Consider the following 20,552-nt stretch of genomic DNA (forward strand, 5'->3'; position numbering starts at 1 on the left):
CAGGCCATGGCCGAGACGACCTATTTTCCGCGACGCCTGATTCTGGCCGGCGCGATGATATCCGGGGTGCTGCTGGCGCTTGCCGTTCACATGCTGGGCGCGCGCTACGGCCTCGATCTCGGCGGCCTGTGGCGATCCGACACCCGTGAATTCATGCCCGCGGGCGCGGCCATTGCGTGGTGGCTGATTGCGAGCGTCGGTTTTTGCAGCGGCTATTTCACCGCCAATCTGATGCACAGCGCGGTGTCAGGGCAGATCCCGCAGCGGATGCGCCAGTTCCTGATCGCGGTCGGCGTGCTGATCCTGGCCGGCGCCGGCCAGGCAGCCTCCGCGCCGAGCCCGATCCCGACGATTTCGGGCGTGCTCTCGGGTCTTGCGGCGTTATGCCTCGGCGCCGTGATGGCGTTCTGCGGCGCGCACTTCGCGCTGCGTAAGGCATAACTTCAAACTCGCGAACTAGGCAACGATGCGCGCGCGCGGCTTCGACAGCATCGCGGCCACCTCGGCGGCGGGACGCGGCTTGCTGAACAGATAGCCCTGGGCCTGCGTGCATCCTTCGCGGCGCAGCAGATCGAACTGGGCCTCCGTCTCGACACCCTCCGCCGTGGTGACGATCCCGAGACTCTTGCCCAATCCGGTCACGGCGCGGACGATGGCCATGGAATCGTCGCGCGTGGCCAGTTCAGTGACGAACGAACGGTCGATCTTGATCTTGTCGAACGGGAAACTGCGCAGATAGCTCAGCGACGAATAGCCCGTTCCGAAGTCGTCGAGCGAGATCCTGACGCCAAAGCCGCGAAGCTCGTGCAGAACCGCCAGTGTCGCCTCGCTGTTCTGCAACAGCACCGACTCCGTGATCTCCAGTTCGAGGCGATGCGCCGGAAGACCGGCGGCCTGCAACGCCGACTTGACGGACACGATCAGGTTCGGATTCTTGAACTGCACCGGCGAAAGATTGACGGCGACGGTGATATCCTCGGACCAGCCTGCGGCGTCAACGCAGGCCTGCCGAAGCACCCAATCGCCGAGCGGAATGATCAGGCCGGTTTCCTCCGCCAGCGGAATGAAATTCGCCGGCGCGATCATGCCGCGCAACGAATGATTCCAGCGTACAAGGGCCTCGAACGCGACGACGCTGTCGGTGGCGACGTCGCGGATCGGTTGATAATAGACCTCGAACTCGTCGCGTTGCAGCGCCGCGCGCAGATCCAGTTCCAGAATGCGCCGCGCCTGGGCGCGGGCATCCATTCCGCTCTCGAAGAAGCGATAGGTGCCGCGGCCGTCCGCCTTGGCGCGATAGAGCGCGAGATCGGCCTTCTTCAGCAGTTCGTCGGGGTTCTTGCCGTCCTCGGGCGCCAGCGAGATGCCGATGCTGACGCCGACGACGAGCTGGTGGCCCCCGATATCGTAGGGCTCCCCGATCTTCTCGACGATGTGGCTGGCGAGCAAGGCCACCGCCGACGGATCGCAGTCGCTGCAGAACTGCACGACCGCGAATTCGTCGCCGCCAAGTCTCGCCACCGTGTCGTGCTCGGTGACGCATTCGCCGAGCCGGCGGGCAACTTCCTTCAGCAGGGCATCGCCGACCGGATGGCCGAGCGAGTCGTTGATTTCCTTGAAATGATCGAGATCGAGGCAGAACACCGCGAGCTGATCGCTGCGCTTGGCGAGGCGCAGCGCCTTCTCGAGCTGCTCGCGGAACAGCGTCCGGTTCGGCAGATTGGTGAGCGCGTCATGGCGCGCCATATGCGTGATCTGCTCCTGGGCCGCCTGCCATTCGGTGATGTCCTCGAAGGTTGCAACCCAACCACCGCCCTCTTTGGGCTGATCGACGACGCGGATTGAACGTCCGTTGCGGCTGACGACCCGGTTCAGGCTCTCGCCGGCTTTCGCCGCGGTCACCACAATGTTGAAGAATTCTTCGGGATCGCCGTCCCATTTTCCGATCGATTTCTGATCCCGCAGAACGTCGACCAGCAAACGGCCCTGCAGCGGCATGTTGGTCCGATCCATCATCTCGCTGTAGCGCTGGTTGAACAGCATGATGCGGCCGTCCGCATCGAACATGCAAAGTCCCTGCGACATGTTTGTGATGGCCGAGTCGAGCAGGACCTTCTGCTGGTGCAGTTCGCTGCTTGAGCGGCGATCGAGCAACGCCGCCACGAACGATATGCCGAGAATGGCGAACGCGGCCACCGCGGTCAGAAAGGAAAGCGCGCCCGGCGAGATCGTCAATTCGTCGGTGACGAGGGTGGGATCCGCAACAAGCGTAACGGCCCCCATCGCCGTAAAGTGGTGGGAAACGATCGCGACCGTCAGCAGGCCCGTGGCGGCCAAGGTGTATTTGCGGTCATCCCGGTGCGCGGCGACAACGAGCGCCAGGCCTGCGAACATGCTCCCGAGCATAACGGATGCCAGCACGATGCCGGGCGACCAGACGATGCGCGCCGGAAGCTCGAGCGCCATCATGCCGGTGTAGTGCATCGCTGCGACGCCAGCGCCGACAATCGCACCGCCCATCGCGAGCGTCGACCGGCGGTCGTTGAGCAGGGCAACGCTGAGGCCGACCGCGGCGATCGAGACCGCAAAGATCAGCGACAGCAGGGTGACCGGAATATTGTATCCGGCCCCCGCCCCGGGATCGTAGGCCAGCATCGCCACGAAATGGGTGGCCCAGATTCCGCAGCCGCCGACCGCAGCATCAAGGCCGACCCAGATCGCGCGGGTTCGTCCCTGCGACGCCCTGGCGCGATGAAACAGGCTGATCGCTACCGCGCTGGCCAGCCAGCAAATGATGCCGGCGAGAACGACCAGCCGCAAATCATGCTCGGTGACCAGGCAATTGAGAACTTGATACATCACAGACCCCTGCTACAGGTCTGTAATGACGACGCTAATGGTGCATTTGGGGTAACCGACGCGGTTTCGTCTGGTTCGATGGTGAATGAATGCTTGGCGTTCTCGCGTGCCGGTTGCGGGTTCCCGCCATTACCCCGGTGATTTCCGGTATCGACCGAGCGCGGCCCCAAAACGACGAACCGGCGAAGTGATTCCCAAGAGCTGAGCACCCGCACGCGGCCAGGATCGCAGCCACGGACGCAAGCACGCGCGCGATTTTCATGCGCGGCGTTTTGCCTCAATGGAGCGGACAAATCTGCTCGCGGCCCGCAGACCAACCGTGGGCTCCGCCAGCGCGTGGTCGCGCGGCAGCTACCACACACGGACGGCCATAGCGAGATCTCGTCAAGCGCAGCGGCGTAGGCGACATGGCTCAGCGTTGCATCCAGCACGGCCACGACCTCGCCCACGACTTCGTCAGGCTTCTGGACGATGCCGTCGATCGACGGGCAATTGACCGCCTTGCCCATCGGTCCCCGCAGCGGAAGCACCTTTCCGGGCATGCGTCTGTTTTGTCGACATGACACAAAAAGCCTCGTTTAAGCTGCTTTTCGGCCGCGTTCCCGGGGCTCTTCGGCGACGGCGCTTTCACGAGTTGTCTCTCAGCGTAATATTAGATGTCTGCAATTCGGGATGAACAAGCCGTTCATGGTCGTGATGCCTCCGAATAACCGTCCCTCGGCTTGGGAATGCAAAATGGCGGCCCCACCTTTAGCCGATCTACGCAGGGCGGCCCCGGCAAACTGCGGAACGGCGCTTACAAAAGGGCGTTGGGAACACGCCTGGCCGCGACTCACAATCGTTAACGCGGCCGCATATGTAGGACGTATGACAGGGCTGCCGAACGAACGCAGAAGCTAGGCTTGTCAAGGGCTGCACAACGGTTCGATTTTGGCTTATGTGTCTTCGCGCACGGTGCGTCTGACCGTCCCTGTCGCCGCTTTTGACAGGTTTTCTTTTGCCATCCCGCCGGGAGGATGAATGCATCGGCTGCTGACCACGCTTGGGCGTGGCTTCAAGGAGAAGATCGGCTGGAAACGGCTAGGGATCGTTGCGAGTCTCCTCATCATCATCCTTGCGGTCACCCATCTGGTTAACACCCTGAAGGGGGTCGACACTGCGATCATTCTGACCGCACTGACGGAGATCGCGCCGCATCGGATCGCGCTGGCCGCGCTGTGCGTGGTAGGCGCGTTCTTCACGCTGACCTTCTATGATTTCTTTGCGCTGCGAACCATCGGCAAGACGCACGTGCCCTATCGCATCGCCGCGCTGTCGAGTTTCACCAGCTACACCATCGGCCACAACATCGGCGCCACCGTCTTTACCGGCGGCGCGATCCGTTTCCGGATCTATTCCGACTACGGCCTGACCGCGATCGATGTCGCCAAGATCTGCTTCCTCTCGGGCCTGACCTTCTGGCTCGGCAATCTGTTCGTGCTCGGCATCGGCATGGCCTGGCATCCCGAAGCGGCGACGGCCATGGATCTGCTGCCGCCATCGGTGAACCGGCTGATCGCGCTCGGCTGCCTCGCCGGCATCGCGGCCTATTTCCTCTGGCTGGTGATGGGCGAGAACCGCCGCGAACTCGGCCAGAACGGCTGGAAGGTGGTGCTGCCCTCGGCGCGGCTGACGCTGCTGCAGGTCATGATCGGCGTGGTCGATCTCGGGTTCTGCGCGCTGGCGATGTACCTGTTGATGCCGACGCAGCCCCATATCGATTTCGTTTCGCTGGCGGTGGTCTTCATCCTCGCAACACTGCTTGGCTTCGCCAGCCACGCACCGGGCAGCATCGGCGTGTTCGACGCCGCGATGCTGGTGGCGCTGCCGCAGTTCGGCAAGGAGCAATTGCTGGCGACGCTGGTGGTGTTCCGGATCCTGTATTTCCTGATTCCCTTCGGCATCTCGATCTGGATCATGGGAACGCGCGAGCTCTGGCTCAGCGTCTTAAAACCCTGGTACGAGCGCCGCCGGAACGAGGAGGCCAGCCGCCAGATGACGGAACAGCCCCGCACGGCGGAGGTCCCGGTCAGGCAGCCGCTCAAGCGAGCGAAACGGTAACAGCTATCCGGGATTCCCGAACATTCGGCTGTACGGCTGCGGCCAAAGCACTCCGAAGCCGGAAACGGGCTGACGATCATCACCAAGTATAGCGGAGGCGTCCCGTGGCCGTGTAGGTCTGCGAGCGATCGCCGAACTCGCCGTCAAACTTGGCGAGGAAGGAGACCCCGTTGGCAAGCCGCCACTCCGCACCGGCTGACGTCAGTGCGAGATCACGCGAGGGCCTCGCGCCGTAAACGGTGAACGGGGCGGCGCCGAGACCCAGCGCGGTGAAGTTGGCCGCCGCCGCGGGATTGCTGATCGCATCATGCGCATAGGCGAACCGGCCGAACAGGTTGAGCTGGCTGCCATTGTCGATCGGCATCGTCTTGTCGAGGCGCACGCCAAGCTCGCCGCGCCAGGCGGTCGCAATGCGACTGGCGAAGTTGAGCGCGAACTGGTTGGAGCCCGTGACCGCGGTCTCGCCGTAGCCGGGCGTGCTGAAGCTCTGCCCCTGCACGGCGCCATAGGGCGTCCAGACGATGTTGCCGTAAGCCACAGGCAGGCGATAGCCGGCCTCGATGCGACCGCCAAAGCCCCGGGCGCTGTAGTCGGCCTTGAGCTGGTCGAGGCCCGCCACCGTCACGGTCCGGTTGGTCGAGGTCCAGTAGCTGGCGTAAGTCAGCGCGCCCGACAGGTAGGCCGGTCCGGAATTGTACTTGCCATAGAGCCCGGCGAGGAAGGTATCGCTGGTGCCGCCGCCGTTGATGCCGTTGCCGGTCAGCGACCAGTTGATGTTACCGCCGGCCAGCGAGGCGCCGATCAGCGCATTGGGCGAGATGCGATAGTCCGCACCGGCTGCGACGCCGCCGGCGCGCGTGTAGATATCATTGCTGCCGACCACCGCCTCGCCGCGCGTCTGGTTGGCGCCGCCGAACGCCGCGCCCCAGACGTCCCAGCGCGGCGCGTAGGCCGCAGGCGGCGCCTTGGAGTAGGCGGCAAAGGCCGAGCGCACCGATGATGGCAGCGCCGAGGACGGCCCGCCTGAGGAAGGCTCTTGCGCGAACCCGATGGCGCCATCGGCCCTAACGCGATTGGTCGAGAACGGATCGGTCAGCAGCGACAGATAGCCGTTGCCGAGCTGGAACGCGCCCTGCTGCGCACCGGTGGCCGCCTCGCCGGACAATTGCGTCAGTGCATTGCCGAGCGACGATCCCGTAAGCCCGTACACCGTGACAAATCCCGGCGGCAACGCGCCGCCATTGTTGAAGTAGTTGTTGAGCGTGCTGGCGACATTCTGCTGGTTCTGGCTGAAATTGCCGCTGATGCCGAGGACCGCGGCCAGATCGAGCAGCGCGTCGGTCGGCGTGTAGCTCAGAGACGCAGTAAATCCTGCCGGCAGAGCCGTGGTCGTCAATCCGCCGGTGAAGGTCGTGCCGCCGAGCCCGCCGGTCGCGGACAGGATGGTGTAGTTGCGGCTGACATAGGCGCCGGGCAGGAACCGCGCGTTCACCGAGCCGCCGGTCAGGTTGGCCGTGCCGCCGATGTTCATGCGATCGGCATTGCCGGCTGCATCGAGGTCGACGCGATAGGCGCCGTTGCCGGAGTAATTGCCGGCAACCGTGATCACCTGCCCGGCCGCGCCGTTCTGCACATTGACCGTGCCGGTGTTGTTGAGGCTGCCGCTGAACTGCGACGAGCCGGTGCCGGCATTCCAGAAGCCGCTGTTGGCGAATGTCGAGGCCGCGTTCGAGCCGGTCACGTTCACATTGCCGTTGAGCGTGCCGGTGTTGGTGATGTTGAAGGCACCGCTGGTGCTGCCGGAGACCGCGTTGGTCGCGCCGGTGACGGTCGAACTGTTGGTGATCGCGATATTGCCCGAGGTCGCGGTGGCGTTGATCCCGTCCTGGGCCGTCGACGTCAACGCGACGCCTGAAGTGATCGTGGTCGAACCGGTCGTCGCAGACGTTTGGATCGCGTGGCCGCTGGCATTGCCGACCGTGCCGCCGGTGAGCGAGACGATCAAATTGCCGCTGCCCGTCGTCGCCGCGGAGACGGCATTCGTCGCGCCATTGAGCGCGCCGCCAGTCTGGCTGATGTCGATGGTGCCGCTGCCATCATGAACTGCCTCGATGCCCGTCAATCCGGCGGCGATGGTCCCGGCGGTATGGTTGATGTCGATCAGTCCGTTGCCGACGCTATACGACCGGATACCGTTGCTGCCGCCCGTCACGTTGTGGCCGACATTGACCGACGTGGTGCCGTTCTGCGCGCTGGTGGAGATGCCCACGAAGCTCGTGCCAGTGACCGCGCCGCCGGTGGTGACCGTCACGGTGCCGCTGCTGATGGTGACGGCCCGTATCCCGATGATGCCGCCGGAGACGGTGCTCCCCGTGGCGACGAGCACGTTGCCGCCCCACGAACCGGCGCCGACGCCCATGCTGGTCACGCCGACAATAGCGCCACCATTGGTGACATTGACGGTGCCGGCGCCAGTGGCCGATGCAGAGACACCGTTGCTCTGGCCGCTGATGGCGCCCGTTCCGTCGATGTTGATCGTGCCCGTCGTCGACGTCGCGCTGATGCCGTGTCCGCCGGTCGAGGTAAGGCCGACGTTGCTGGTGATCGTAGTGGTGCCCGTGGTGGCGATAGTACCGATCACATCGCCGCTGGCATTGCCGACCGTACCGCCGGTGAGCGAGACGATCACGTTGCCGCCGCCCTGCATCTCAGCGGCTACGGCGTAGCCCGTGCCATTGAGCGCGCCGCCGGTCTGGCTGATGTCGATGGTGCCGGTGCCGGTTTGTTGAGCGAATATACCGGTCGTTCCGGAGGCAATGGTCCCGGCGGTGTGATTGATGTCGATCAGTCCGCTGCCGTTGCCGGTCGAAAAGATAGCGTTGAACCCGCCCGTCACGTCGTGGCCGACATTGACTGAGTTGGTGCCGTTCACCGCACTGGTGAGGATACCCACAATACTCGTGCCGGTGACCGCGCCGCCGGTGGTGACCGTCACCGTGCCACTGCCACTGCCGTTGCTGAAAGCCACTATCCCGTAGTCGGCGCCGGAGACGGTGCTCCCGGTCGCGACGAGCACGTTGCCGCCGGTCGATTGCGCGTGGATTCCCCTGGCAGCGCCACCGACGATCGCTCCGGAGCTCGTGACATTGATGTTGCCGGCGCCGCTTGCCGTTGCTTCGACGCCGTGGATTAGGCCGCTGATGGCGCCGGATCCATTGATGTTGATGGTGCCCGTCGTCGATGCCGCGCTGATGCCGCGGCCAGTCGAGGTGAGGTTGACGTCGCTGGTGATCGTGGTCGTGCCTGTCGTGGCCGACGTATTGATGACATTGCCGCTGACATTGCCGACCGTACCGCCGGTGAGCGAAACGGTCACATTGCCGCTACCCGTCGTCGATGCGTTTACGGCCCAGGTCGTGCCGTTGAGCGCGCCGCCGGTCTGGCTGATGTCGATGGCGCCGTTGCCGCTTTGAACTGCGTTGATGCCGATCGTTCCGGCGGCAATGGTCCCGGCGGTGTGATTGATGTCGATCAATCCGCTGCCGTTCCCGAATGTCCGGATAGCTACGCTGCCGGCGGTCACGTCGTGTCCGGCATCGATCGTGGTGGCGCCGTCAACCGCGACGGTGCTGATACCGACACCGGAGGTGCCGGTGATGGCACCGCCGGTGGTGACCGTCATCGTGCCGGTGCCGCTGGTGTTTGCGATGATGGCGTCGAAGCCGGAGACGGTGCTCCCGGTGGCAACGAGCACATTTCCTCCGCCCGAGCCGGCCAAGATGCCGATGCCGTTGGAAACGTTGCCGCCGGAGATAGCTCCGGCGCTGGTGATATCGACGGTGGCGACACCGTCTGCCGCTGCGTAGATGCCGCCGAAGCCGCCGGAGATGGTGCCGGTTCCAGTAGCGGTGATGGTGCCGGTGCTGCCCCCCGTCGTGTCGATCGAAAGGCCGTAATTGCTGACCGAGCTGAAGACGCCGTTGTTAATGACCGTGACGCCGCCGGCGCCGATGTTCGTAAACGCCATGGCATTGCCGCCGCCGGCGGTGGTGGTTGAGACCGTCCCGGTGCCGATATAGCCGATCAGCGCGCCATTGCCATTAAGCTCCAGAGCATTGACGTTCTGATTGGTCGTGACGGTGCCGCTGTTGATGACGCCGATGGAGTTGGACCCGGCGTTGGTGAGCGAGAGCTGGAGGCCATAGCCGTCGACTGTCGCGGCGATGGTGGAGGTGATGTTGGTGAAGTTGTTGAATTCCTGAACCCGGTCGCTGGACGGGTTCGTGGCGCCATTGGTGTTCGTGTTGTTGGTGGTGGTTGTGTTGGCGAGGCAATCCACGACGCCCGTGAAGAGCGTCGTGCACGCCGCGCTCGCGTCGGTGACCGACATCGACAGCGCCGCCACGCTGACCAGCGCCGTCCCCCCCAGCAGCGATGCCAGCCGCCGGGTTCGCGCGCCACCTGGCGCCAGTATGCTCATTCCCATTCCCAGTCCCGATTCCGGCCGAATCGTACGATCCCGCCACCGGACACCGTTCCGGGCAGATCACTGTTAGAGAGATGCCCAGTGGCCGCAATGGCCGGAACTCCCAAGCGCCGGGCGCGGCTGCACAATCACGGGGACCTGTGGCAGGGGTGACACAATTGCCGGGCGTGCCCTGCGCTGAATGAGAAGGTGTCACAAAATCCGCGCCAATGACGCGTCACGGCGGCCTTCGTGAGCTGCGGAAAGATGCCCCTGCCCTCACCGCGCCGGGGCGAGCGCTGCATCGCGCGACGCGGCGGCGCCGTCGATGACGAAGCTCGTGCCGGGCAAGGTCTGGAACGCAGCCGGGAAGCGGCGGCAACCGGTCAAGATCCGCCCGGTCCTAGAAATGGTTCAACTGACGGCGCCCGCCCGATGCCACATGCCGGTAACAGCGACGTTATCTGCGTCATATGGTCTTTTGAGCTAGCGCTGCCTCATTCTCTTATTTCTGCCTTACCGCTAACGTCAAACGCGCCATGGCCGGAATTTTACCTCGATCGATAGTATCAGGCGCGCTGCTCGCCGGCGCGCTGGCGACGCTGTCGCCTCCCCCTGCGGAAGCGCAAATCGCCCAAGGCGCCATGCAGATTTCCTGGGAGGTCCGCAACCGTTTCCGCCTGTTCCGCGAGGAACGGGATTTTCAGCTGCACGCAGAGAGCGGCCGCGGCCGCAGCATTCTGGCGGCGGAACAGGCGCTGGGATTGCAAAGCGACGGCCGTGGCTGGGCGCGCAACACCGTGAACCGGCTTTGCATCGATCTGGCCGGCCGCGTCAGCGAGCCCTGCACCCGCGACAACGTCAAGGAAAGCTACCTGACGCCGGTCGATCATCCCATCACCGTCCGCCTGACGGGACAGGTGCCGGTCGGCGCCACCTGCGCCTGGTCGTTCGACGACGGCGACGGGCCGCAAGGATCCACTTTCGACTGCGCCGAGCCGGTCAATTTCAGGGTCCGCTATGGCCGCACCACCGTTGCCAGCGTCGACGTCTCCGCCGGCTCGGACGGCGGCCAGCGCGTCGCCACCGAGATCTCGGTGCGCGACATCTTCATCGCCGGCCTCGGCGACAGCATCGCCTCCGGCGAGGGAAATCCGGACCGACCTATCGCGCTGTCAGATGAAGGCTTCTGCTTCCGCTCCTATCTGGGGTCAGCCGCCTCACAATATTACCGTCCAAGCCGCGCGGGCTATAAGGGCGGACGAGCCTGTGAAGCGCCGGATACGATGGCCGTGTGGCAGCGGCAGAGCGCGCTCTGGCTCAATGCAGCCTGCCACCGCTCGCTCTACAGCTACCAGACGCGGACCGCATTGGCGCTCGCCGTCCAACATCCGCATATCGCGGTGACGTATCTGCCGCTGGCCTGCACCGGCGCCACCATCGCCGACGGCCTGTTCGGCTCGCAGCGCGCCCGTGACTGCCCGCCGTCGAAATCGGGCAGCTGCCGCGGCACGGTCAACGCGCAGCTCACTGAATTGCGCGAAGCCGTTACGGCGGCCAAAAGCCGCCAGCCCGACCGCAAGCTCGATCTGGTGCTGCTGTCTGTCGGCGCCAACGACATTTATTTTTCGGGGCTCGTCGCCGACGTGATCGTGGACACGGCGACGGAGCGCGCCCTGTTCCGGCGCAGCGGCGTGCTGGCATCGGTCGAGGAGGCACGCGGCGCGTTGATGCGCGACCTCCCGCAAGGGTTCGCCAAGCTGCGCGAGGCGCTGAAGCCGCTGGTCGGCGACATGTCGCGCGTCGTCTACACCTCCTACGCCAACCCGACGCTGGCCAATAACGGCGCGCCCTGCCCCGGCGGACGGGCGGGCTTCGACATCCACCCCTCGTTCAACGCCGAGCCGCAGCGGCTCGCCGCCGTCTCGAACTTTGTCGAGGGCGAATTCCTGCCGCAGCTGAAGGCGCTCGCGCTGTGCCAATCCGGCATCCTGTGCCGCAACCCGCGCGCCGACCGCATGACCTTTGTCGATGCGCATCAGGCGACGTTTGCAAACCACGGTTTCTGCGCGCGTGCGGAGAGCGATCCCGAATTCGATCGCCAATGTTTCTCGGCGCGCGGCGAGAGCTTCGATCCTGATATCGTCACCGCCGCCAGCCAGCCAATGCTGTGCGGCCGCAGCGCCGGCGAATATCGCGCCTATCTGCCGCGCGCGCGCTGGATCCGCGACGCCAATGACAGCTACTTCGCGGCAATGACCTATCCGCTGGGCTTGCCGTCGTCGCAGCAGCCTGCCGACATCCACGACGCGACCTGGGGGGTTCTGTCGGCGGTGTATGGCGGCGCCGTGCATCCCACCGCCGAAGGCCACGCCGCGATGGCGGACGCGGCACTGCCGGCCGCGGCCGCCGTGCTGCAACTGGATGCCGCCGTGCCTGAAGTGATTTCGCAGCCGGTATCGCCGATCCCGGGATTGCCGGGGACGCGTTAGCGTTCCAGCGCAGAAACTGCCTTCGTGTCATCACGCGGAGCAGGTTCAGGGTTGATCTCGTTCGCGGGCGTACCTCGGTCGGTCCAATCCGGCGGCACGCCAATCCTCTGTCCGATCATGCCAACCAGTCCCGGCGCTCGCCCGAATGCTTCACAAGCCGCCTCCTTCGGCGCTCCACCGAGGGAGGCCTGCAAGCTGGCGATCGATGGCGGTGACGAAATTTTTCCGAACGGGCTCTCGGCCGTGACCAGCAATTTCCCGAAATCGTCTCCGAACGCAGAAGCGAGATCGTAGGCGTCGCCGTCGCTCGACACGCGCGGCGAGCTGGTAAAGGAATTCGCGCCACGCGCCCAGATCATGGCGGCCTTTTGGCTTCCGTTACGATCACGGGCCTCGGCCTCCACGGCAAGGCTCCCGAGTCCGATCGGAAGCCGCGGGACGGGAATCGGTACACCAGGGGCAACGATCGACGGCACGACGCTCGCGACCTTGGAGACGCCGGCGGCCGTCGCATCGGTCGGCGCCACGTGGATGATCACCGCACGGACGCTCAAGTCCGCCGTCTCCGTCGGCGCCACGATCCGGAAGCGCTCGCTCAGCGCAAGACACATTGCTCTGCTGACCGCATTCTTGATCAGGCTGCGCTGCTCGTCGGAGAAAGGCACGCGCGCGGCGGCTACCGTGAGTGCGGTTGGCTCGATCCGCAAGGTCTTCGCCGCGAGAACTTCGGCTTTGCTGACCCGGACCTGCGACTTGGTCAGAAGCCCGTCGGACGGGGTCAGATTGTCGTAGGAAGCCAGCGAACCGGACCGCTCCAGTTGTACGGCCGTGCAGCCCCCGGCCATCCAGCCTAACGCCGCGACGACGATCCATTTCATGGCGTGGCCGGCAAGCCGATCGTTGATCCCTGCACCACCCGCCGGGAACGGGCGGTCGAAACAGGCGAAAGCACGGTACCGGGCGCGGACGCCAAAATAGGCTGCCATGTCGCATTCCAACGCGTCAGCGCAGAACCGTTGCCGTCGAAGGCCATATCGAGAAAAGCCAGCGTGAGGTCCGCCGTGGCGGCCTTCACTTTCGGGTTGAGGGCCGGACCGCCCGTGAACGAGCGGTCTGTGAATATGCTGTGCGACCCGCCTTCGAATACGGCGAGCAGCTTGCGCGGTGCGGCCATTGCGTCGAAAACCGCGAGCCGATCGGCTGCGGGCGAGTAGTACCCGGGAATCTGGATGACATCATTGGTGGCGGTCACGTGCAGGGTCGGAACCGTGATTTTGCCCAGCACCGAAGCCAGATCGGTTTCACCGTAGAACGGCGGCGCGGAGATCACGATCGCCGCGGCAAAACGCGGGTCGCGGGCTTCGACCCACTGCCCTTCGCGCATCACGCGCGCGCCGACGGCAAGCAGCGCCGTGTTCGCGCCATAGGAATGACCAGCCGCCACGATACGCCGACGGTCGATCTGGGCGCCGTAGGGGCCGACGCCGCCGAGCAGCACGCGGTCCAGCGCGAAGCGCAAATCCCAGACCCGGGCAAGCGCCTCGCTCTCGTGAGCCGCTCGCTGCAAACGGTCGACGACGGTAAGGGGATTGCCGACCCAGAGCGACGAGTCGCTGCCCGCGTGCTGAACATGCAGGCTGGCAACGCCGCGCGCGGCCCAATATTTGCCGAGATAGCTATATCCCCGACGGGAGCCACCCATCCCATGGGAGAACACAATGAGCGGCACGCGCGCTCCCGGCGCGATATTCGCGGGCCAGTGCAGGCGCGCGGGAATGGTCCGCGAACGCGTCGGGTCGACCCACTCGAAATCAACGACGCGAAAAGCGGGCGCCACGGCCTCCGCTGCCGCGGGTTTGACCGGAACGGCGGCTGTGATTGCGACGGCGAGCAGCATGGCGCTGAGGCCCCGCCGCGTGATGGTCGCTGGCGCGTCTTCGCCGGACCGTCGGGACCGCCAGGTTGTACCGTCCTGACCGACTGCAGCGGACTGAACACGCCGCAACGAAGCACCGCCGCCAATCCTGCTTTCCATGCTGCCTCACCTTGAACACAATTCGCACTGGGTGTAATATTGTAATTGCACTTGGTGTAATTTTGCAAGGAAATATATTCGTGCCACAAGAGGCCATGGAGAATACGTCCCCCAAGGAGGAAGGCCTGCGGGAGCGGAAGCGGCGCGAGACGCTGCATCGCATCGCCGAGCAAGGCCTGAAACTGTTTCTGACCCACGGCTACGAGGCCACCACGCTCGATGCGATCGCGGAGGCCGCGGGGATCTCGCGGCGAACGTTCTTCTACTACTTCAAGTCCAAGGAAGAGATTCTGCTGGCGTGGCAGGATGGCGGTTTCAACGAGACCCTGCGAGCCGCACTGCTGGAGCAATCGACCAAACAGTCACCCCTCAACGCCGTGAAGAACGCCTTGCTGGAGCTGACGTTGCGCTTTCAGGCCGACTACAAGCAAACCAGGGTGATCGAACGCCTGATGTGCGCGAACGAGGCGCTTCGCATACGACACCAGGCGAAATATGTAGAGAAAGAACAAGCGGTATTCGACGCGCTCTGCCAGATGTGGCCGCAGCCCAAGCGGCAGCCGGCGCTCCGCATCGTCGCGATGATGTCGATCGGAGCACTACGTCTCGCGATCGATAACTGGAACCGCGACCAGGGAAAGCGACCTATCGCCGTTTACCTCAAGGAGGCTTTCGCCGACCTGAAATCGGCGATTTGAAGCCCGTCGGCCGAACGGCCACCACTAACGCGCCGGGGCCGGCGCTCCTGGTGGCGGCGCGAGCGCGGGCGTCGTCGTCTTCTTTGGCGCAGGCGCTTTCGGAGCGGGCTGCTTCATCGCCGCCGCTTGCGCCGGCAGATATTTCGCAATGATGGCCGGATCGAGGGTTGCTATCGAAGTATCCGGCAGCCGGGTCCAGATCTCATCCTTGCCCAATAGCGAGAAGCCGAGATAGCCGCGCATGGTCAAAGTCTGTCCGTCGGGACTGACCGTCATCTTGGCTTTGTAGATCTTGCCGTCGCGCGGATCGAGCACATTGCCGTTCTCGTATTTCAGTCCGTCTCGCTTCATGTCGCGGATGAAGGAGAGCCCGAGCCACGGCTGATCTTTTCGATCGTCGGTGCATTTTGAGCAGACCGGATTGGGAGCATCGCCCGGCTCAGGAAAAAGCTTGGCAAACGCCCCTTCATAGATGCCGTCGCGATCGACCACCAGAAACCATCCGACCGGCTTTCCCTTCTCGACCTTTTGCCACAGCCCGGCGGCTGACGGCTCCGCCGTTTGCGCAGCAAGTTCGCAAACGAACGCAAGCCCCATCACGATCGGCAATATCAGTCGAACCACAGAAAGCGCACTTCGCATCGTCATCACCTGACTAATTCACAAAATGAATGGCCGCAGACTAAGGCCATTTCGCGGACGGTTCCAGTGCCTGGACGGACGAACGCGAGACGGCGGCGAGCGAGCCGCGGCCATTCGGTCATATTTTCGTTGGAATCATCTCCGGCAGGAGCCAGGAACCGGCTCGATACGCCAACCGGCTTCAAAGGCTGCCTCCGCATTGGTTGGTCTTGGTATTGTAGTTGCCGCACTTCTTGCCAACCCAGTCGCCGATCAGGTCCCTGGAGCCCTCGAGTTCGCTCGACCATGCATCGCCGGCCACCAGGCCCGGGGCCCTCCACACCACGTCGAACTGACCATTGATTTTGACTTCACCAATGAACACCGGCTTGGTGATGTGATGGTTCGGAAGCATCTTCGCGATACCGCCGGTCAGATTTGGAGTTTCGATGCCGGGCAGCGCGTCGATCACCTTGTCGGCGTCGGTCGACTTCACCTTCTCGACCGCCTTCACCCACATGTTGAAGCCGATATAGGTGGCCTCCATCGGATCGTTGGTGTCGCGCTTCGGATTCTTGGTATGGGCTTGCCAGGCCTTGATGAACTTCTCGTTGGCCGGATCCTTGATCGACTGGAAATAATTCCAGGCGGCCAGATGGCCGAGCAGCGGCCTGGTGTCGATGCCGGCGAGTTCTTCTTCGCCGACCGAGAACGCGACAACCGGAATGTCGCTCGCCTTGATGCCCTGGTTGCCGAGCTCCTTGTAGAAGGGAACGTTGGCGTCGCCGTTGATGGTGGAGACAACAGCGGTCTTCTTGCCGGCCGAGCCGAACTTCTTGATGTCGGCCACGATCGTCCGCCAGTTCGAATGACCGAACGGCGTGTAATTGATCATGATGTCTTCCTGCGCGACGCCTTTCGACTTCAAGTAGGCTTCGAGGATCCTGTTGGTGGTGCGCGGATAGACGTAGTCGGTGCCGGCCAGCACCCAGCGCTTCACCTTTTCGTGCTTCATCAGATAGTCGACCGCGGGGATCGCCTGCTGGTTCGGCGCCGCACCGGTGTAGAACACGTTGCGCTCGCTCTCTTCACCCTCGTACTGCACGGGGTAGAACAGGATCGAGTTCAGTTCCTTGAACACCGGAAGCACGGATTTACGCGACACCGAGGTCCAGCAGCCGAATACGACGGCGACCTTGTTCTTGGTGATCAGCTCGCGGGCCTTTTCCGCAAACAGCGGCCAGTTCGACGCCGGGTCGACCACGACGGCCTCGAGCTTCTTGCCGAGCACGCCGCCCTTCTTGTTCTGCTCGTCGATCAGGAAGAGGACGGTATCCTTCAGCGTGGTTTCGCTGATGGCCATGGTGCCGGAGAGCGAATGCAGGACGCCGACCTTGATGGTGGCGTCCGAACTCTCGCCACCGACGGCGTTACCCGCCGGCAGCAGGGGGCACAAAAACAAGATGACCGCGCACCGCCTCACTCGGTTCGACCAACGTTTCACGGTGCTCTCCGAATGGGACAGCTCAGGGGCGCTTGCTGTAAAATGAACGTCAGTCGAACTCTTAGTCAAACACTTTCGTCAGAGGCGCCCTCTGTCAGTTGACGCCGAGCTTCTTCTGCAGACTCGAAGACGAGGTCGTGTACTGGAAGACGAGGCGCTTGTCCGGGTAGACGTAGCGGTGCGCCTTCTGCGCCATCAGTGCGCCCTCGTGGAATCCGCTCAGGATCAGCTTCAGCTTGCCCGGATAGGTGTTGATGTCGCCGATCGCAAAAATGCCGGATACGTTGGTCTCGAAGGCGGCGGTTTCGACCGGCACCAGGTTGTTCTCGAGCGCAACGCCCCAGTTCGCAACCGGTCCGAGCTTCATGGTCAGCCCGAAGAACGGCAGTATCGTATCGCACTCGACTTTCGAGACCGCGTTGTCGTTGCCTTTCATCATGGCGCCCGAGAGCTTGCCGCCCTCGCCTTCAAGCGAGGTGACCTGACCGATCTTCAGGTCCATTTTTCCGGAAGCCACCAGTGCGCGCATCTGCTCGACGCTGTGCGGAGCGGCGCGGAAATCATCGCGCCGGTGCAGCAGCGTCACGTGCTTGGCGATGGGGTGCAGATTGAGCGTCCAGTCGAGTGCGGAATCGCCGCCGCCGACGATCAGGATATTCTTGTCGCGGAACTGCTCCATCTTGCGCACCGCGTAGAACACCGAGGTGCCCTCATAGGCCTCGATGCCCGGCACCGGCGGGCGCTTGGGCTGGAACGAGCCGCCGCCCGCGGAGATCACGACCACCTTGCATTCGAACACCTGGCCGGCGTCGGTGGTGACGCGAAAGAGCGGATCGCCGATCTTCTCGATCGTCTCCACCATCTCGTTGAGGTGAAAGGTCGGATTGAACGGCTTGATCTGCTCCAGCAGCGCGTCGGTGAGGCCCTGGCCGGTGACAAAGGGAATGCCGGGAATGTCGTAGATCGGCTTTTCCGGATAGAGCTCGGCGCACTGGCCGCCGATCTTGTCGAGAATGTCGACCAGATGCGTCTTCATATCGAGGAGGCCCAGTTCGAACACGGCGAATAGTCCGCAAGGACCTGCACCAATAATCAGCACATCGGTTTTGATCGCTTCGCTCATCTCAGCTTCTTTTCGGTTGGACCAAGCCGATGGCCTGGGCGGCGCTTCTGGGGCAGCGTCTGTCTAGCCAACGCCGGTGGAACAGGAAAGCCATAATATGGCAGGTGGCCTTCGCCTCAACCCCTTGCCGGAGCAGGATAACTGGGCTGTAACAACGTGAAACGTTCGGAGACCGCCCCGTGAACGCCCCTGCCCGCCTCGATTCAACGCCGCGCCTGGAGGATTTCCCCTACCGGCTGACCGACAATGTGCGTTTCGCCGACCTCGACCCCAACCAGCACGTCAACAACGCTGTTTATGCGACCTATTTCGAAACCGGCCGCGTCACGCTGATGAAGGACCGCAGCTATGGGCTGATGCCGGACGGCGTCAGCTGGATCATGGTCCGGCTCGACATCCATTTTCGCGCCGAGCTGCGCTGGCCGGGCACCATCGAGATGGGGCTCGGGGTGGTGAAATTCGGCCGCACCTCCGTGACCTTCGATCAGGTGGTGTTCTCCGAAGGAGTATGCGTCGCCTCGGCGCAATCGGTATCGGTGCTGCTCGATGAGGCGACGCGAAAGCCGACACCGCTGACCGAGGAGATCATCGGAAACTTCCAGCGCTGGCTGCGGCGCGGAATGGACGGACGATAGTGCGCGCCGCGCTGCTGGCGGTGTTGATCGTCTCCGCGACGATGCAGCCCGCCGCGGCCGATGGATTTTTTCGCGAGGATTTGCGCATTCCGATGGCGGCTGCGGAAACGGCGGGCCTTGAGGCAATGCTGGTGCGGCCCTCGGGCAGCGGACGCTTTCCGCTGGCGCTGATCAGCCACGGCGCACCGCGCGATCCCACCGCGCGAGCCACCATGTCGCCATATGGAATGTACCGGCAGGCGATCGAATTCGCGCGGCGCGGTTTCGCGGCGCTGGTCGTGATGCGGCGAGGCTATGGCGACTCCGGCGGCCAGTATGCCGAGAGCAACGGCCGCTGCGCCAATCGTGATTATTTGCGATCGGCCCGGGCGTCTACCGAAGATTTGGCCGCCGCGATCCGGGCCATGCAGGGCCGTACCGACGTTTCCACCAACGGCATGATCGCGGTCGGCTCCTCGGCGGGCGGCTTTGCCAGCATCGCGCTCGCCGCCACTGCGCCGCCCGGCCTCGTCGCAGCGATCAGCTTCGCCGGCGGGCGCGGTTCACGTGCCGATGACGATGTCTGCGACGAGGCGGCATTGGTGCGGGCATTTGCGGCTCTGGGCCGGACGTCGCGAATTCCGATGCTGTGGATCTATGCAGAGAACGACAAGTTCTTTCGCCCCGACCTCGCGCACCGGATGCACGCAGCATTCACCGGCGCCGGCGGCCGCGCTGAATTGATTGACGCTCCGGCGTTCCGCGACGACGGCCACACGCTCTTCTCAAGGGGCATTCCGCTCTGGACCCCGATGGTCGATCGCTTCCTGCACGCGCAGAATCTGGGAACGCGGGAACTGGCCGCAGCACCGCTTCCGGCAGCGCTGTCGCCGCCGCCCCGGTTGGGTGAGAAAGGTCGTTCGGCCTTTGCAGATTATTTGTCCGCGAGCCCTCACAAGGCTTTTGCGGTGTCCCCGACCGGAAGCTTCGGCTACCGCGCCGGGCAGCGGTCCGCCGTCGCGGCGCAGGACGCAGCCCTTGCCGCATGCGCAAAGCCTGGCGCCGACTGCGCGGTTTATGCGGTCGATGAGGGACTGGTCGAAAGGGAGCGCGCCGGAGCGCGCTGAACCATCTGGCAGAGCCGGAGCAGGCTCTACGCCTGCCGTTCCGGCGTCGAGACCACGAGGCCGTCGAGTTCGTCGGAAACCTTGATCTGGCACGACAGGCGCGAATTCGGCCGTACGTCGAAGCCGAAATCCAGCATGTCCTCTTCCATCGGCGTGGGCGAGCCGACCTTCTCGCGCCATTCTTCCTCGACATAGACGTGGCAGGTCGCGCAGGCGCAGGCCCCGCCGCATTCGGCTTCGATGCCCGGAATGGCGTTGCGGATCGCGGCTTCCATCACGGTCGCGCCGTTTTCGACTTCAATGGTTCGTTTTTCGCCGGAATGGTCGACAAAGTGGATTTTGGCCATGATCGCTCGTGCTGCCGGTATAGGTAGGAGGGTCCCCGGCAGTCCTATAACGGGTCGATCCGCACAGCGCCAGCGGTCGGGACGAAAACCTAAGGGGCTAATTTGGCGGGGTTTTGGCCGGCGTCAAATCACAGGCCCGCGTCAGGACCGGCGCAGGATCGCCTCGATCGCCGCCCGCGCGCCCGCAATAGCCTCGCCGAGTTCGGCAACGAGCCGGGACGGATCGGCACCATCAGCAAGAACCGCCTCCAGCCGGGCGGCGGCTTCCGCCACACCGAAGGCGCCGATCGCGCGGGCCGAACCCTTCAGCGTATGGGCCAGCGCATCGGCATCTGCCGGCACGGTGGCAAGCATGGCCATCAGCTTGGCCGACTGGGCCGCGAACATTGCCAGCACCTCCTGTTCGAGGCCGGCGTCGTCAAGCGTCATGCGCTTAAGGTGTTCGAAATCGATCGGACCGTCATCGGGAGCGAGCGGCGGCGATGGCATCCATTGTACCCGTTCAAGGTGAAGCGGCATGGCCTGACCCCTGACCCACATCTCCCTGCCGGACCGATCCGGCCAGGG

General features: G+C 64.1%; 15 protein-coding genes. 6 read left to right on the plus strand and 9 right to left on the minus strand.

From position 1 onward, the window contains the following. Positions 1-6 precede the first annotated feature (6 nt). Positions 7-441, plus strand: a complete 435-nt coding sequence (locus tag JQ641_RS26895; protein ID WP_211998900.1) for a hypothetical protein — start codon at positions 7-9, stop codon at positions 439-441. A 15-nt stretch (positions 442-456) separates the two neighbouring features. Here JQ641_RS26895 and JQ641_RS26900 read toward each other — a convergent pair whose 3' ends face one another. Next, a complete protein-coding gene (locus JQ641_RS26900; RefSeq protein ID WP_211998901.1) occupies positions 457-2,859 on the minus strand; it encodes a bifunctional diguanylate cyclase/phosphodiesterase in 2,403 nt (800 codons plus the stop codon). Positions 2,860-3,879: 1,020 nt separating this feature from the next. Here JQ641_RS26900 and JQ641_RS26905 point away from each other — a divergent pair. After that, positions 3,880-4,959, plus strand: coding sequence for a lysylphosphatidylglycerol synthase transmembrane domain-containing protein (locus JQ641_RS26905; RefSeq protein ID WP_211998902.1), 1,080 nt, complete (start codon positions 3,880-3,882; stop codon positions 4,957-4,959). A gap of 79 nt (positions 4,960-5,038) precedes the next feature. On the opposite strand, the gene JQ641_RS26910 is transcribed toward JQ641_RS26905, so the two are convergent. After that, positions 5,039-9,439, minus strand: coding sequence for an autotransporter domain-containing protein (locus JQ641_RS26910; protein ID WP_211998903.1), 4,401 nt, complete (start codon positions 9,437-9,439; stop codon positions 5,039-5,041). A gap of 524 nt (positions 9,440-9,963) precedes the next feature. Between JQ641_RS26910 and JQ641_RS26915 the strand changes: the two genes are divergently transcribed. Beyond that, positions 9,964-11,916 (plus strand): SGNH/GDSL hydrolase family protein, encoded by a 1,953-nt coding sequence (locus JQ641_RS26915; RefSeq protein WP_211998904.1) that lies wholly within the window; start codon positions 9,964-9,966, stop codon positions 11,914-11,916. Here JQ641_RS26915 and JQ641_RS26920 read toward each other — a convergent pair. Then, a complete protein-coding gene (locus JQ641_RS26920; protein WP_211998905.1) occupies positions 11,913-12,794 on the minus strand; it encodes a DUF3313 domain-containing protein in 882 nt (293 codons plus the stop codon). The genes JQ641_RS26915 and JQ641_RS26920 overlap by 4 nt on opposite strands. Then, positions 12,791-13,813 (minus strand): alpha/beta hydrolase family protein, encoded by a 1,023-nt coding sequence (locus tag JQ641_RS26925; protein WP_211998906.1) that lies wholly within the window; start codon positions 13,811-13,813, stop codon positions 12,791-12,793. The genes JQ641_RS26920 and JQ641_RS26925 overlap by 4 nt, the downstream gene beginning before the upstream one ends. A gap of 233 nt (positions 13,814-14,046) precedes the next feature. Between JQ641_RS26925 and JQ641_RS26930 the strand changes: the two genes are divergently transcribed. After that, complete coding sequence (locus tag JQ641_RS26930; protein WP_211998907.1) at positions 14,047-14,649, plus strand: TetR/AcrR family transcriptional regulator; 603 nt, start codon at positions 14,047-14,049, stop codon at positions 14,647-14,649. 24 nt (positions 14,650-14,673) lie between these two features. Here JQ641_RS26930 and JQ641_RS26935 read toward each other — a convergent pair whose 3' ends face one another. From JQ641_RS26935 to JQ641_RS26945, 3 genes are all read right to left on the minus strand, one after another. Continuing rightward, positions 14,674-15,291, minus strand: coding sequence for a DUF2147 domain-containing protein (locus JQ641_RS26935; protein WP_211998908.1), 618 nt, complete (start codon positions 15,289-15,291; stop codon positions 14,674-14,676). Between the two features lie 181 nt (positions 15,292-15,472). Beyond that, a complete protein-coding gene (gene urtA / locus JQ641_RS26940) occupies positions 15,473-16,732 on the minus strand; it encodes an urea ABC transporter substrate-binding protein (RefSeq protein WP_249150733.1) in 1,260 nt (419 codons plus the stop codon). Positions 16,733-16,868: 136 nt separating this feature from the next. Continuing rightward, on the minus strand, positions 16,869-17,897 hold the full coding sequence (locus tag JQ641_RS26945; RefSeq protein ID WP_211998909.1) for an NAD(P)/FAD-dependent oxidoreductase: 1,029 nt from the start codon (positions 17,895-17,897) through the stop codon (positions 16,869-16,871). Between the two features lie 179 nt (positions 17,898-18,076). Here JQ641_RS26945 and JQ641_RS26950 point away from each other — a divergent pair, with 179 nt between their 5' ends. Together JQ641_RS26950 and JQ641_RS26955 are read left to right on the plus strand one after the other, a co-directional pair. After that, positions 18,077-18,532: an acyl-CoA thioesterase gene (locus JQ641_RS26950; protein WP_192737736.1), complete on the plus strand. Its 456-nt coding sequence runs from the start codon at positions 18,077-18,079 to the stop codon at positions 18,530-18,532. Beyond that, positions 18,532-19,638 (plus strand): alpha/beta hydrolase family protein, encoded by a 1,107-nt coding sequence (locus JQ641_RS26955; RefSeq protein WP_349628626.1) that lies wholly within the window; start codon positions 18,532-18,534, stop codon positions 19,636-19,638. The genes JQ641_RS26950 and JQ641_RS26955 overlap by 1 nt, the downstream gene beginning before the upstream one ends. Before the next feature lie 26 nt (positions 19,639-19,664). Here JQ641_RS26955 and JQ641_RS26960 read toward each other — a convergent pair whose 3' ends face one another. Both JQ641_RS26960 and JQ641_RS26965 read right to left on the minus strand, forming a co-directional pair. Beyond that, on the minus strand, positions 19,665-19,985 hold the full coding sequence (locus tag JQ641_RS26960; protein WP_192737738.1) for a 2Fe-2S iron-sulfur cluster-binding protein: 321 nt from the start codon (positions 19,983-19,985) through the stop codon (positions 19,665-19,667). Between the two features lie 141 nt (positions 19,986-20,126). Then, positions 20,127-20,504, minus strand: a complete 378-nt coding sequence (locus JQ641_RS26965) for an Hpt domain-containing protein (RefSeq protein ID WP_211998910.1) — start codon at positions 20,502-20,504, stop codon at positions 20,127-20,129. Positions 20,505-20,552: the final 48 nt, after the last annotated feature.

Source organism: Bradyrhizobium sp. JYMT SZCCT0180 (assembly GCF_018130165.1).
Taxonomy (GTDB): Bacteria; Pseudomonadota; Alphaproteobacteria; order Rhizobiales; family Xanthobacteraceae; genus Bradyrhizobium.

Bases quoted from the DNA above. Each gene is read 5' to 3' on its own strand.
- JQ641_RS26935 (WP_211998908.1), bottom strand. From the start codon at position 15,291: ATGCGAAGTGCGCTTTCTGTGGTTCGACTGATATTGCCGATCGTGATG.
- JQ641_RS26965 (WP_211998910.1), bottom strand. From the start codon at position 20,504: ATGCCGCTTCACCTTGAACGGGTACAATGGATGCCATCGCCGCCGCTC.
- JQ641_RS26915 (WP_211998904.1), top strand. From the start codon at position 9,964: ATGGCCGGAATTTTACCTCGATCGATAGTATCAGGCGCGCTGCTCGCC.
- JQ641_RS26905 (WP_211998902.1), top strand. From the start codon at position 3,880: ATGCATCGGCTGCTGACCACGCTTGGGCGTGGCTTCAAGGAGAAGATC.
- JQ641_RS26920 (WP_211998905.1), bottom strand. From the start codon at position 12,794: ATGAAATGGATCGTCGTCGCGGCGTTAGGCTGGATGGCCGGGGGCTGC.
- JQ641_RS26895 (WP_211998900.1), top strand. From the start codon at position 7: ATGGCCGAGACGACCTATTTTCCGCGACGCCTGATTCTGGCCGGCGCG.
- JQ641_RS26930 (WP_211998907.1), top strand. From the start codon at position 14,047: ATGGAGAATACGTCCCCCAAGGAGGAAGGCCTGCGGGAGCGGAAGCGG.
- JQ641_RS26925 (WP_211998906.1), bottom strand. From the start codon at position 13,813: ATGCTGCTCGCCGTCGCAATCACAGCCGCCGTTCCGGTCAAACCCGCG.
- JQ641_RS26960 (WP_192737738.1), bottom strand. From the start codon at position 19,985: ATGGCCAAAATCCACTTTGTCGACCATTCCGGCGAAAAACGAACCATT.
- JQ641_RS26910 (WP_211998903.1), bottom strand. From the start codon at position 9,439: ATGAGCATACTGGCGCCAGGTGGCGCGCGAACCCGGCGGCTGGCATCG.
- JQ641_RS26945 (WP_211998909.1), bottom strand. From the start codon at position 17,897: ATGAGCGAAGCGATCAAAACCGATGTGCTGATTATTGGTGCAGGTCCT.
- JQ641_RS26900 (WP_211998901.1), bottom strand. From the start codon at position 2,859: ATGTATCAAGTTCTCAATTGCCTGGTCACCGAGCATGATTTGCGGCTG.